The organism is Haematobacter missouriensis (genome assembly GCF_000740775.1).
In the GTDB taxonomy this organism is placed as follows: domain Bacteria; phylum Pseudomonadota; class Alphaproteobacteria; order Rhodobacterales; family Rhodobacteraceae; genus Haematobacter; species Haematobacter missouriensis.
Genome location: NZ_JFGS01000055.1, coordinates 1 through 13,770 on the forward strand (window position 1 = coordinate 1; position 13,770 = coordinate 13,770).

Consider the following 13,770-nt stretch of genomic DNA (forward strand, 5'->3'; position numbering starts at 1 on the left):
GAAAAGTCGATCCCGCATTTCCTCAACCGCTTCGAGCCGCTGATGCCATGTGGCTCGAGCATGTGAGCCCCCTCATACCACAGGAGACCATCGGCAGATTTAGGTGTTCAGTCCCGGCATGTGATGGATCGGTTCAGGATGAATCTGTCTGGCTGTGATGTCCAGATCTTGTTTCCGGCCGCGTTTGCCGCCGGAGCGGTTTAGGACGCGAAAGAGGGCCCACCCTCGGATGGCGTTAGGCGCAGTTCTGCCTCGCCCGAGCGCCAGGTGAGGTCGATGGCCTCCAGCGTTGCCGCGACCGCCGCGCGAAGTGCGTCCTCCACGGGCTTTCCCAGCGCCAGATGCGCCGCGAACAGCCCGGCCAGAAGATCTCCGGTTCCGCAGGGTCGGATGGGGAGGCGCGGCGTCGCGATACGGATGAGATCTCCGTGCTGCCAGAGAATGGTCTCCAACTGGTTCTGACCCGTGTCGGAGAGCGTGCATCCCGTTGCCACGATGACCTGCGGCCCCCGCTCGGCGAGCGCGGCGCAGGCGGCACGAAGGTCGCTTTCGGTCGCGGTGTCGCAGCCGGAGAGGCGTCGAAGCTCGAACTGGTTCGGCGTGATGACATCTGCGGAGGGCAGCAGGCGCGTAGCCACGGTCTCTTCGATGCCCGGAGCGACGAAAACCCTCCCGTCATCGCCGAGCACAGGGTCGCAGACATAGCGCAACGCCGGATTGCGGGACCGGGCGCGTTCTATGAAATCCGCCACCGCCTCGGCATTTTCGGCGGAACCGAGGTATCCCGACAACACCACGGACGGCGTATCGACCAGCCCGCGCTCCTGAACGCCACGTAGAAGGTCGGCCACCAGATCGGCGTCCAGCACCTGACCGCGGGTCGTGGGATAGCGCGGATGGTTTGAGAGGAGGGTGGTTGGCACCGGTGCCACGCTCACGCCAGTGGCCAGCATCGGATACAGCGCGGCGCTGTTGCCGACATGGCCATGCACTACCTGGCTCTGGATCGAGATGACGTGCATTAGGCCTCCTGACGTGGTTGGAGAATTGGCGTGCTTCTGCGCTGGCCCTCAATACTTGCGGCGCAGGGGGGAAGAAAGTGCAACCTGCTATCCCGGCAAATGGTTCACCTGCATGCTTCAGAACCCTCCCCCCTTTCTGGCCATACCTTTCTTTCGTCGAGGAACTGGGATCTGATTCTTTCCAAGAGCGCGGCTGGAGAGATGTTATGACTAACATGCAAACATATTCCGCACATAAACGCCTAATAAGTAGGCTTTTATAGAAGAGTGAAAAGAATATAGCCCGATAAGAAGCGAACCAGTTGTAACCAATTTTGTTATTGGTTCACGAAGAACCAAATGACGAGATTGGTTCACACACAACCCGCGCCGGCGGAGGAGACGAGCGGTAGCTCCACCTACGCTCTGGAGCGGCTTCGCCGTTATATCGACGACCTGCTGCATCAGCCGGGCGCACGCCTGCCGACGGAACGCCAGCTCGTCGTGGAGCTGGGTGTCGGCCGGCGTGCGGTTCGGCGCGCGTTGGAGGTGCTGGAGGCGGAGGGGCTCATCCGCCGGAAGCAAGGAGCCGGGACCTTTGTGGGGGGGCTCCACGCGCTTCCAGAGGCCACGCGCGACCTGGTGACGACGACGGATCTTCTGGAGATCATGGAAGTTCGTCTGCGTCTGGAGCCGCAACTCGCCCAGCTTGCCGCCCTTCGCGCGCGTCCCGAGCAGGTCTCGCGGATGCGGGTCATCGCGGAACGGATCCGCGACTATCAAGACCCCGATGAGGGTGAGCTCTGGGATGGCGCTCTTCACCGTCTGATCGCGCAGGCGGCGGGAAACACACTCTTTCTGTCGCTGTTCGACATCGTGAACCGGATCCGTCAGGACGAGGCCTGGCAGCGGACGCGGGACCGGATGCGAAGCGAGACGTCCCGCGTCCCTATCTTCGAGCAGCACAGCGCGGTGGTACAGGCCATCGCCGATCGCGATCCGAGCGCTGCGGGAGAGGCCATGCGTGACCACCTGATGTTCCTCCACAACAAGCTGATCGGTCAGACAATCTACGACGCTGCGCCCTTTCGCGAGGCGCAGCACGACTCCAACCCTTCACAGTCCTTGCCAGACGGAGATCCGACGCCATGAAGACCTCTCTTCTGTCCGCCGCCGCGCTTATCGCGCTGTTGGGCGCGATGCCTGCCAATGCCGCGGATATCCGCATCGGGCTTCAGGACGATCCTGATACGCTGGACCCGCACCAGTCCCGCGCCTTCGTCGCGCGCATTGTTTACACCGGCCTGTGCGACAAGCTGGTGGATGTGTCGCAGGACGTGGAGATCGTGCCTCAACTCGCGACTTCGTGGGAGTACCGCGAAGAGGGCAAGGTGCTGGTCATGCAGTTGCGGGACGGAGTGAAGTTCCACGACGGCACACCGTTCAATGCTGAAGCAGTCGTATTCAACATCGAACGTGCGATGACCATGCCGGAGTCGCGTCGCAAGAGCGAGCTTTCCTCGATCGAGAAGGTGGAAGCGACAGGTCCGCTTGAAGTGACCTTTACCCTGAAGGCGCCCGATGCCTCGCTGCTCGCGCAGCTTTCGGACAGGGCCGGAATGATGCTGTCGCCGAAGGCCGCTCAGGAGCTGGGTGCGAATTTCGGTTCCAACCCCGTCTGCTCCGGGCCATTCAAATTCGTTCAGCGCGTGCAGCAGGACCGGATCGTTCTGGAGAAGTTCGCGGACTACTGGAATGCCGACAACATCCACCTGGACAAGGTGACCTATCTGCCGATCCCAGATACCTCGGTGCGCGTGGCGAACCTGCGGTCGGGTGACCTTGACATGGTGGAGCGCGTCGCGGCCACGGATGTCGCCACGGTGCAGGGGGATGCCGGCCTCCAGACCGCCGAGTCGGTGGGGCTTGGATACATGGCGATCTATGCCAATGTGGCGAACGGGCCGCGGGCGGAAAATCCGATCGGGCAGGATGCGCGCGTGCGCCGGGCCTTCTCGCTCGCCATTGACCGGGACGCGCTGATTCAGGTCGTGTTCGCGGGGATCGGGCGCGCGGGCAACCAGCCCTGGCCGCCTACGAGCCCCTGGTATGACAAGGACATCCCCGTTCCCACGCGCGATGTTGCAGCGGCGAAGGCGCTCCTCAAGGAAGCGGGGGTCGATCGGGTGCAGGTGGAGATCCAGCATGCCAACAACCCCGTCGTCTCGCAGGTGATGCAGATGATCCAGGCCATGGTGGCGGAAGCGGGCTTTGACGTCACGCTCCGCGCGACGGAGTTCGCGACCTTGCTGAACGAACAGACGGCGGGCAACTACCAGCTCAGCCGCTCCGACTGGTCCGGGCGGCCGGATCCGGATGGCAACCTTCATCAGTTCGTGACCTGCAACGGCGGGATCAACGACACGAAATACTGCAACCCGGAAGTGGATCAGCTTCTGAACGAAGCCCGCGCCGCGACGGATACTGCCGCGCGGAAGGAGAAATACGCCGCCGCAACCGCGATCCTCGATCGTGACCTGCCCATCATCTATCTCGGACACCAGTCTTACGTTTTCGGCTTCAAGAAGTCGGTGACCGGCTTCACCGCCTATCCGGACGGGATGATCCGCCTCACGGGCGTCAACGTCGAGTAAGCCTCTGGCGTCGCGCGGCCTGTTCGCGCGACGCTCCACGCAAGGGAGAGCGACATGCTCCGCTACATCGCCCGCCGCCTTCTGGTGGCGCTGCCGACGCTGCTTCTGGTGTCGATCTTCGTGTTTCTGCTGCAGAAGCTGCTGCCCGGCGATCCGATCCTCGCTCTTGCGGGAGAAGAGCGTGATGCTGCGACGCTCGACTTCCTGCGAGAGCAGTACCATCTGAACGATCCGCTCATCACCCAGTATTTCCGCTGGCTTGGCGGGGTGCTCACGGGTGATTTCGGCACATCGCTTCGCACAGGTCAGCCGGTGCTGGAGCTGATACTCGAAAAGCTTCCCGTCACGCTGCAGCTTGCGGTGATGGCGATGGCCTTCGCCCTGGTGATCGGTGTGCCCTTCGGTATCCTTGCTGCCACGCGAAAGAACACCTTCATCGACTATGCCGCCAACTTCGTGGCGCTAAGCGGGCTTTCCATTCCCAACTTCTGGCTGGGGATCCTGCTGATCCTGCTGGTTTCTGTGAATCTTGGCTGGCTGCCCGCTTCCGGCTACGAGTCGCCCTTCGTCGATCCTGTGCGTTCGCTCCAGACCATGGTGATGCCGGCCTTCGTCTTGGGGACCGGCCTTGCGGCCGCGCTGATGCGGCATACGCGCTCGGCCATGCTGGGGGTGCTGCGGAGCGACTATATTCGCACCGCCAAGGCAAAGGGTCTGACACGGCGGGAGATCGTCATGGGCCATGCCTTTCGCAACGCCCTGCTGCCGATCATCACGCTTTCCGCCCTGTTGTTCGGGGAACTGTTGGCTGGAGCGGTGCTGACCGAGCAGATCTTTACCATTCCGGGCTTTGGCAAGCTGATCGTGGATGCCGTTTTCAACCGGGATTACGCCGTCGTGCAGGGCGTGGTGCTGTGCACCGCCGTCGCCTTCATCCTGATGAACCTGATTGCCGACGTGCTCTACGTCGTGCTGAACCCGCGCATGAGGTCAACGCTGTGAGCGCCGCCGACACCACAATCGCCCCCGTCGCCACCCGGTCCCCGAGCCGGGCCTGGCGGAAGTTCAAGCGCAACCGCGCGGCTCTGGCGGGGTTCATCGTCATCGCCTTCTTTGCCGCGCTCGCGATGCTGGCACCTCTGCTGCCCATCGCAGATCCGCTCGCCACGAGCTGGACGGCCATTCGCCTTCCGCCTTCCGCCGAGCACTGGATGGGGACCGATGAGATCGGCCGCGATGTGTTCTCCCGCATGATCTGGGGTGCACAGGCATCCCTGATGGCGGGGATCGTGTCGGTGGCCATCGCGGTACTGACCGGCGTGCCGCTCGGTCTGCTGGCCGGGTATTTCGGCGGCTGGGTCGATCTGGTCATCAGCCGGGTGACGGAGGCTCTGCTCGCCATGCCGTTTCTCATCATGGCGATCGCGCTCGCCGCCTTCCTCGGGCCGAGCCTGACAAACGCGATGATCGCCATCGGGCTTTCCGCCATGCCGATCTTCATCCGTCTGACCCGCGGTCAGGCGATGGCGGTCAAGACAGAGGATTACGTGGAGGGCGCGCGCTCTATCGGCCTGTCGCACACGGAGATCATGGGCCGTTACGTTCTACCGAACATCATCCCGCCGATCATCGTGCAGGCGACGCTGACAGTGGCGACCGCAATCATCGCGGAGGCGTCGCTTTCCTTTCTGGGCCTTGGCCAACAGGCGCCTGCGCCGAGCTGGGGCTCCATGCTCAACACTGCCAAGAACTTCCTCAGCCAGGCACCGTGGTTGGCGCTATGGCCGGGGGTTGCGATCTTCCTTGTCGTGATCGGCTTCAACATGCTCGGCGACGGGCTGCGCGACGCGCTCGACCCGCGCGAGAACTGAGAGATAGAGATGACCAAGTTCACCACCCGTCCCGAAATCCTCGGCCGTTTCGGCGCCGTCACCTCCACCCACTGGATCGCCACGGCGGTGGGCATGAGCATACTGGAGAAGGGTGGTAACGCCTTCGACGCCGCTGTCGCCACCGGCTTCGTGCTGCAGATCGTGGAGCCGCATCTGAACGGGCCGGGCGGCGACATGCCGGCCATCGTCTATTCCGCCGCCAACGATCGCGTTGACGTGATCTGCGCCCAAGGGCCGGCGCCTGCGAAAGCCACCATTGAACACTACCGTTCAGAAAATATCGACCTGATCCCCGGTGACGGGCTGCTCTCCACGGTCATTCCGGGTGCGTTCGACGGCTGGATGCTGATGCTCCGGGATTATGGCACCATGACGGTGCGCGAGGTGCTGGAACCCGCGATCCATTATGCGGAGGAGGGTCATCCGGTGCTGGCCCGCGTCTCGGCCACCATAGAGGGGCTGGGCGAGTTCTTCGAGAAGGAATGGCCGACTTCGCATGAAACGTGGCTGCCCGGGGGCTCAGCGCCTGCGCCGGAGTCGAACTTCCGCAATCCGGTGTTGGCGGAGACATGGAGGCGCATCGTGGCGGAGGCGGAAGCAGCCGGCTCGCGCGAGAAGGGCATCGAAGCGGCCCGAAACGCCTTCTATCGCGGCTTTGTCGCAGAGGCGATTCAGAGCTACCTCGATACAGCCGAGGTGATGGATGCGACCGGCGCGCGGCACAAGGGCGTACTGTCGGCGGAGGATATGGCCGGTTGGCAGGCGACCGTGGAGGAGCCGCTGACCTATGACTATCATGGCTGGCAGGTCGCCAAGACAGGGCCGTGGGGGCAGGGACCGGTCATGCTGCAGTCACTGGCGCTGCTGAAAGGGTATGACCTTGCCGCCATGGACCCGTTGGGTCCGGATTTCGTGCATACCGTCGTGGAGGCCATGAAGCTCGCCTATGCGGATCGCGAGGTTTACTACGGTGATCCTGATTTCGCGGATGTCCCGCTCGGCGCGCTGCTGTCGGACGGCTACAACGATGCGCGCCGGAAGCTCATCGGGGCGGAGGCATCGATGGAGCTCCGCCCCGGTGTCGTGCCCGCTTTCGAGGCACAGCGGAAACTCGCGCTCTCCGTCGTCGGCGGGTTGGAGAAGGGGGCGGTTTACGAACCGACCATGTCGCACCTGACGGAAAAGCGCGGGGACACCGTTCATATCGATGTGGTGGACCGGTGGGGGAACATGGTCTCCACCACGCCGTCGGGCGGCTGGCTGCAATCGTCGCCGATCATCCCGGGGCTCGGGTTCTGCCTGAACAGCCGCGCGCAGATGTTCTGGCTGCGACCGGGGCTGCCGACCTCCCTCGCGCCGGGCAAGCGCCCGCGGACCACGCTGACGCCTTCGCTCGCACTCAAGGATGGGCGACCGACGCTTGCCTTCGGTACGCCGGGTGGCGATCAGCAGGATCAATGGCAGCTCGCCTTCTTTCTGCGTTACGTCCATCACGAAGGCAATCTTCAGGCGGCGATCGACCAGCCTCTCTTCCACTCCACTCACTTCCCGGCGTCTTTCTATCCCCGCACCTCGGAACCCGGCGGCGTGATGATCGAGGACCGGATGGGCGATGCGACCATCGCCGAGCTGCGCCGGCGGGGCCACAAGCTCACCGTGGCGGACGGCTGGTCCATCGGGCGGCTGACGGCGGCGCGGCGCGAGAGCGACGGGCTGATCCGGGCCGCCGCGACGCCGCGGCTCATGCAGGCTTACGCGGTAGGGCGCTGATATGGCGGGAGCCAAAAACGCGCCGGTTCTGGCGGTCAGAAATCTCACCACCTCCTTCCGAACCGACGCGGGCTGGAAACCGGTGGTGCGCAACGTCTCCTTCGAGATCCATGCTGGCGAGACGCTCGCCATCGTGGGGGAGTCGGGGTCGGGCAAGAGCGTGACGTCACTCTCCGTCATGCGGCTGCTCGACCCCGCGCAATCCCGCATCGAGGGGGAGGTGCTGCTGAACGGACGCAGTCTAACCGCCCTCTCCGAAGGCGAGATGCGGGAGATACGCGGCAACGACATCGCGATGATCTTTCAGGAGCCGATGACCTCGCTGAACCCCGTCTATACTGTGGGACGGCAAATCTCTGAAGTGTTGATCCGTCACCATGGCCTGGACCGGCGGGCCGCGCGGGAGGAGACGGTGCGGCTGATGGAGAAGGTGCGCATTCCCAACGCTGCCGCGCGGTTTGACGAATATCCCCATCAGTTCTCCGGCGGCATGCGGCAGCGGGTGATGATCGCCATGGCACTGGCCTCGCGTCCGAAGCTGCTCATCGCGGATGAGCCGACGACGGCGCTGGACGTGACGATCCAGGGGCAGATCCTCGACCTCATCAAGGAACTGCAGGCAGAGGAGGGTATGGCTGTCCTCTTCATCACGCACGACATGGGTGTGGTGGCGGAAATCGCGGACCGCACGGTTGTCATGTTTCGGGGCGACGTGGTGGAAACCGGGGATACGGCACAGATTTTCCACGACGGGCAACACCCCTACACGCGGGCGCTCCTTGCCGCGGTGCCCAGGCTCGGCTCGATGGAGGGACAGAAATGGCCGCTCCGTTTCCCGAAGGTGGACATGGCGACGGGCGCGATCACCGCAGAACCGCCGGTGGCCGATACGGTGAGTGACGCAGCCCCTGTGCTGTCGGTCCGCAACCTTGTCACCCGCTTCAAGGTTGGGTCCGATCTGCTGGGCCGTCCGACCGGAGAGGTTCATGCGGTGCAGGATGTGTCGTTCGATCTCTTTCCGGGGGAGACGCTCGCGCTGGTGGGCGAATCAGGCTGTGGCAAATCGACCACGGGGCGTTCCGTCGCGCGGCTGGTGGAGCCGACGTCCGGCGCGGTTACCCTCGACGGTCGTGATGTGCTGACCCTCGGCACAGCAGGGTTGCGAGACCTTCGCCGTTCCGTGCAGATGATCTTTCAGGATCCATTCTCCAGCCTGAACCCCCGCATGACGGTGGGGCAGGCGGTGACCGAGCCCATCGTCAAGCACGGCATTGCCAGTGGCCAGGCCGCGCGACAGAAAGCGGCCTCGCTGCTGGAGCAGGTGGGTCTCTCCAGCACCATGATGGACCGCTACCCGCATGAGTTCTCCGGAGGGCAGCGGCAGCGCGTGGCCATCGCGCGCGTGCTGGGTCTCAACCCCAAGGTCATCGTCGCGGATGAGAGCGTCTCCGCGCTGGACGTGTCGATCAAGGCGCAGGTCTGCAACCTGTTGATGGATCTGCAACAGGAGTTCGGGATCTCTTACCTGTTCATCAGCCATGACATGGCGGTAGTGGAACGGGTAAGCCACCGCGTTGCCGTGATGTATCTGGGCGAGATCGTGGAGATCGGCCCGCGGGAGGCGATCTTTGGCAATCCTCAGCATCCCTACACCAAGCGACTCATATCCGCCGTTCCCGTCCCAGATCCCGCCCGCCGGAACCTGCGTCGCGGCCTGATGACTGAGGAACTGAAGAGCCCGGTGCGTCCGCGAGGATTCGAACCGCCGCGGCGGCGATGGGAGGATCTGGGGGCAGGCCATCTGGTAATGGCCGCTTGACGGCAACAATCTGTTTCCTTGGGGCGGAAGAGGGGGCTGGTGACGGCCCCCTCTTTGCAGTTTGCGTCTCTCTCGGTCGTCAGGGCGGGCGATTGATGCGCGGTCGAAGGGCGCGGCTGGACGAAAATTGCAAAATGCTGGAGAGTGGTATTCGGCCCCTTGAGTTCGGCGAAAGTTCCTGTAGACAGCAGCGCGAAACCAGCTACCATATGTAGCGTTCAGGAAGCCCGGCCCCCCTAGGGATACGGCAGGCGAGGAGGGGGATGCGCCCCTTTTCGCCGGGATCAGCGGCGCGCCGGAAGGTTCCGGCCTTCGTTGGTCGGGGCAGATACCGAGCCTGGGCGCCATGATCAACGGGCGGATTGCCTGACGGAACGATCGTTGCCTGTGCATCGGTCGGATCGCCATGCTCCGCCATCAACGTCCTGAGGAACCAGCGATGAGCGTCACTGTCTATTCCAAGCCCGCCTGCGTGCAATGCACAGCCACCACGCGCGCGCTCGACAGCCGTGGCATTGGCTACACCGTCATCGACCTGACGGAGGATGCCGAGGCGATGGAGCGGGTGCAGGCCATGGGATATCGTCAGGCGCCGGTCGTCGTGGCGGGCAGCGAACACTGGGCTGGATTCCGGCCGGACCGCATCGCCACGCTGGCCTGAGGCAGCGATCCGGTGATTGCCTTCTACTCCACCGCTTCGGGGAACACCGCACGATTCATCGCGCGGCTCGATATGCCCGCGGTACGGTTGGCGGAACCGCCGGTGGAACCTTTCGTTCTTGTTACGCCCACTTATGCGGATGGCGAGGGGCGGGGGGCAGTGCCGAAACCGGTTATCCGCTTCCTCAATGATCCCGCCAACCGGAGGCTGATCCGGGGTGTGATCGCTGGGGGCAACAGGAATTTCGGGGAATTCTTCGCCCGTGCGGGCGATGTCATCGCAATGAAATGCGGAGTCCCGCTCCTCTACCGGTTCGAGCTTTCGGGTACGGATGAGGATGTGGCGCGCGTCAGATCAGGATTGGAACGGTTTTGGACACGGCAGCTCTCTCCAGCCCAGTGAGAAAAGAAAAATCGATCCCGGAGGAATTCCGCGGGCTCGATCATCACGCGCTGAACGCGATGCTGAACCTCTATGACAACGAGGGCCGCATCCGTTTTGACGCAGACCGTTATGCGGCTCACAAGTACTTCCTCGACCATGTGAACCAGAACACCGTCTTCTTCCATTCGCTGGAGGAGAAGCTCGATTATCTGGTGGAGGAGGGATATTACGAGGCGGAGGTTCTGAACCAATATCCGTCCGCCTTCCTGCGCCAGATCTGGGACGCGGCCTTTGCGCGGAAATTCCGTTTTCCGACCTTCCTCGGCGCTTTCAAATATTACACCAGCTATACGCTGAAGACCTGGGACGGCAAACGCTACCTCGAGCGTTACGAGGACCGGGTGGTGATGGTTGCGCTGGCGCTCGCGCAAGGGGACGAAGACCTTGCCATGCGCCTGATGGAGGAGGTCATCTCCGGCCGCTTCCAGCCCGCGACGCCCACTTTCCTTAACGCAGGCAAGAAGCAGCGTGGGGAGCTGATCTCCTGCTTCCTGCTGCGGATCGAAGACAACATGGAGTCGATCGGACGCTCCATTAACTCCGCGCTGCAGCTGTCGAAACGCGGGGGCGGGGTTGCGCTGATGCTGACCAACCTGCGGGAGTCAGGTGCGCCTATCAAGGGAATCGAGAACCAGTCTTCCGGCGTGATCCCCGTCATGAAGCTTCTGGAAGACAGTTTCTCCTACGCCAACCAACTCGGCGCGCGGCAAGGCGCCGGCGCGGTCTATCTGAATGCGCATCATCCCGACATCCTGCGGTTCCTCGACACCAAGCGGGAGAATGCGGATGAAAAGATCCGTATCAAGACGCTCTCGCTAGGCGTGGTGATCCCCGACATCACCTTTGAACTCGCGAAGCGGGACGAGGACATGTACCTGTTCTCTCCGCACGATATCCAGAAGGTCTATGGCCGTCCGTTCTCCGAAATTTCCGTAACGGAGAAGTATCGGGAGATGGTGGACGACCCCCGGATCCACAAGAAGAAGATCAAGGCCCGCGAATTCTTCCAGATCATCGCAGAGATCCAGTTCGAATCCGGCTATCCCTACATCATGTTCGAGGACACGGTGAACCGCGCGAACCCGGTTGCTGGCCGCATCACCATGTCCAACCTGTGTTCGGAGATTCTTCAGGTCAACGAAGCATCGACCTATCACGACGATCTGTCCTACGATCACATGGGGACGGATATCTCCTGCAATCTTGGGTCGCTTAACATCGCGGCAACGATGGATGGCCCGGATTTCGGTGCCACGGTGGAAACGGCGATCCGTGCGCTGACGGCTGTGTCGGACATGTCGTCGATTGATAGCGTGCCCTCCATCCGGCGTGGGAACGACGAGAGCCATGCCATCGGTCTGGGCCAGATGAACCTGCACGGCTATCTGGCGCGGGAGAGGATCCACTACGGTTCGGAAGAAGGTATCGACTTCACCTCGGTCTATTTCGCGACGATCCTCTATCACGCCGTCCGCGCCTCCAATCTGCTGGCGCGTGAGCGCGGGCAGTCGTTCAAGGGTTTCGAGAATTCTAAGTATGCCGACGGGTCGTTCTTTGACAAATACACCACAAAGGATTGGCTGCCCAAGACGGATCGCGTGACGGAGATCTTCGCCGGCCTGCCGCTTCCGACGCGCGAGGACTGGGCCGCGCTGCGGGCGGCGGTCATGCGGGACGGGCTCTATAATCGTAACCTTCAGGCGGTGCCGCCGACGGGCTCAATCAGCTACATCAACAACTCGACCTCCTCGATCCATCCGATCGTGTCCAAGATCGAGATCCGCAAGGAAGGCAAGATCGGCCGCGTCTATTACCCCGCGCCTTTCATGTCGAACGAGAACCTCGAATACTACCGCGACGCCTATGAGATTGGGCCGGAAGCGATCATCGACACCTATGCTGCGGCAACTGAACACGTTGATCAGGGCCTGTCGCTGACTTTGTTCTTCCGTGACACAGCTACGACGCGAGACATCAACCGGGCGCAGATCTACGCTTGGAAGAAGGGTATCAAGACGATCTACTACATCCGCCTGCGCCAGATGGCGCTGGAAGGGACGGAAGTGCAGGGCTGCGTCTCCTGTACGCTCTGACCGATTGCAGTGATGGAGGACGCCGTTTTCGGGACGGCGCTTCTTCATTTAGCTGAAATTGTAATTTCAGCCACCACATCTAGACGATGGGTCGCAAGCGCCAGATGTCTGCGATAAGATAGATCGAATCGGCGCAGCGGGTGCGATGCCCGCCGCGGGAAGCCCTCCAACTCCGGGAACAAGACCATGAAGGACAACGTGCAATCCCGCGTCGTCGCGCGCGCCGTGAACTGGAACCGCCTGCAAGACGATAAGGATCTGGAAGTCTGGAATCGCCTGACAGGCAACTTCTGGTTGCCGGAGAAGGTTCCGCTGTCCAACGACATCCCCTCATGGTCGACGCTGACTGCGGAGGAGCGCCGGCTGACGATCCGGGTGTTCACCGGGCTGACGCTGCTTGATACCGTACAGAACACCGTGGGCGCTCCCGCACTCATGGCCGATGCCGCCACCCCGCATGAGGAAGCCGTGCTCTCAAACATCGCGTTCATGGAAGCGGTGCACGCGAGATCCTACTCCTCTATCTTCTCCACGCTCTGTCTGACTGCGGAAGTGGATGAAGCGTTTCGGTGGGCTGAGGAAAACGAGCACCTTCAGAGAAAAGCGCGCCTGATCCTTGACGAATATAACGCCAACTCTGACCCGCTACGCCGCAAGATCGCCAGCGTGTTTCTTGAAAGCTTCCTGTTCTATTCGGGTTTCTACCTGCCGATGTGGTGGTCGTCCCGGGCAAAGCTGACCAACACTGCCGACCTTATCCGCCTTATCATACGCGACGAGGCGGTGCATGGCTATTATATCGGCTACAAGTTCCAACGCGCGCTTGAGCGGCTTCCCGAAGCGAAGCGTGCCGAAGCCAAGGACTTTGCCTTCGCGTTGATGTTCGATCTGTATGAGGTCGAATCCCGCTATACCGCCGAGCTCTATGATGGTGTGGGTCTCACGGAAGACGTAAAGAAATTCCTGCACTATAATGCCAATAAAGCATTGATGAACCTAGGGTATGAAGCACTTTTCCCCACATCCGTGACCGATGTGAACCCCGCGATTTTGTCTGCGCTTTCTCCTAATGCCGACGAAAATCATGACTTTTTCTCTGGCTCCGGCTCAAGCTACGTCATTGGTCGTGCCGTTGCTACGGAGGATGACGACTGGGATTTCTAATCCGTCAGCCGGAAAGCACCCAGAATGGCGCACTAGGAAAGGGGTCTTGTTTCTAATCGTTGTGTTCAGGGGTCTGAGGGGCGCGTGCACGCCCCCTTTCTACGTTGACTTCACTTCACGAGTTCGATCTCAGCGATGCTTGGGCATTCCTCCTGACCTGGCCCCTGTGAGTCCCTCGGTTTGATGTAGAGTTTGCTTCAACACGAAGGAGCAGACGACATGAGGAAAAGCCGCTTCCGCGCGGCGCAGATCATCGGAATGCTCAAGGAGCA

General features: G+C 62.1%; 11 protein-coding genes. 10 read left to right on the plus strand and 1 reads right to left on the minus strand.

Features of this window, described 5'->3' with window-relative positions:
* Positions 1 to 200 precede the first annotated feature (200 nt).
* Positions 201 to 1,022 carry a pyridoxal kinase gene (gene pdxY / locus CG51_RS17820; protein WP_035747328.1) on the minus strand — a complete coding sequence of 274 codons (822 nt, stop codon included), beginning with the start codon at positions 1,020 to 1,022 and terminating at the stop codon, positions 201 to 203.
* A 339-nt stretch (positions 1,023 to 1,361) separates the two neighbouring features.
* On the opposite strand from pdxY, the gene CG51_RS17825 reads away from it, so the two are divergent.
* The 10 genes from CG51_RS17825 (at position 1,362) to nrdF (ending at position 13,498) form a co-directional block, all read left to right on the plus strand.
* On the plus strand, positions 1,362 to 2,153 hold the full coding sequence (locus tag CG51_RS17825; RefSeq protein ID WP_084695273.1) for a FadR/GntR family transcriptional regulator: 792 nt from the start codon (positions 1,362 to 1,364) through the stop codon (positions 2,151 to 2,153).
* Entirely contained in the window at positions 2,150 to 3,655 is a 1,506-nt protein-coding gene (locus CG51_RS17830; RefSeq protein WP_035747329.1) for an ABC transporter substrate-binding protein, read from the plus strand. Before CG51_RS17825 ends, CG51_RS17830 begins: the two co-directional genes overlap by 4 nt.
* 54 nt (positions 3,656 to 3,709) lie before the next feature.
* A complete protein-coding gene (locus tag CG51_RS17835; protein ID WP_035747331.1) occupies positions 3,710 to 4,657 on the plus strand; it encodes an ABC transporter permease in 948 nt (315 codons plus the stop codon).
* Entirely contained in the window at positions 4,654 to 5,526 is an 873-nt protein-coding gene (locus CG51_RS17840; RefSeq protein WP_035747333.1) for an ABC transporter permease, read from the plus strand. The genes CG51_RS17835 and CG51_RS17840 overlap by 4 nt, the downstream gene beginning before the upstream one ends.
* A 9-nt stretch (positions 5,527 to 5,535) precedes the next feature.
* Positions 5,536 to 7,317: a gamma-glutamyltransferase family protein gene (locus tag CG51_RS17845; RefSeq protein ID WP_035747335.1), complete on the plus strand. Its 1,782-nt coding sequence runs from the start codon at positions 5,536 to 5,538 to the stop codon at positions 7,315 to 7,317.
* 1 nt (position 7,318) lies between these two features.
* Positions 7,319 to 9,136 carry an ABC transporter ATP-binding protein gene (locus CG51_RS17850; protein ID WP_035747337.1) on the plus strand — a complete coding sequence of 606 codons (1,818 nt, stop codon included), beginning with the start codon at positions 7,319 to 7,321 and terminating at the stop codon, positions 9,134 to 9,136.
* Positions 9,137 to 9,575: 439 nt separating this feature from the next.
* Positions 9,576 to 9,797: a glutaredoxin-like protein NrdH gene (gene nrdH / locus CG51_RS17855; RefSeq protein ID WP_035711562.1), complete on the plus strand. Its 222-nt coding sequence runs from the start codon at positions 9,576 to 9,578 to the stop codon at positions 9,795 to 9,797.
* A gap of 12 nt (positions 9,798 to 9,809) precedes the next feature.
* Entirely contained in the window at positions 9,810 to 10,199 is a 390-nt protein-coding gene (gene nrdI / locus CG51_RS17860; protein WP_035747339.1) for a class Ib ribonucleoside-diphosphate reductase assembly flavoprotein NrdI, read from the plus strand.
* A 59-nt stretch (positions 10,200 to 10,258) separates the two neighbouring features.
* The gene (gene nrdE / locus CG51_RS17865) at positions 10,259 to 12,334 is read left to right on the plus strand and encodes a class 1b ribonucleoside-diphosphate reductase subunit alpha (protein WP_051930851.1); all 2,076 of its coding nucleotides are present in this window, start codon (positions 10,259 to 10,261) and stop codon (positions 12,332 to 12,334) included.
* Between the two features lie 186 nt (positions 12,335 to 12,520).
* Complete coding sequence (gene nrdF / locus CG51_RS17870; RefSeq protein ID WP_035747341.1) at positions 12,521 to 13,498, plus strand: class 1b ribonucleoside-diphosphate reductase subunit beta; 978 nt, start codon at positions 12,521 to 12,523, stop codon at positions 13,496 to 13,498.
* Positions 13,499 to 13,770 lie beyond the last annotated feature (272 nt).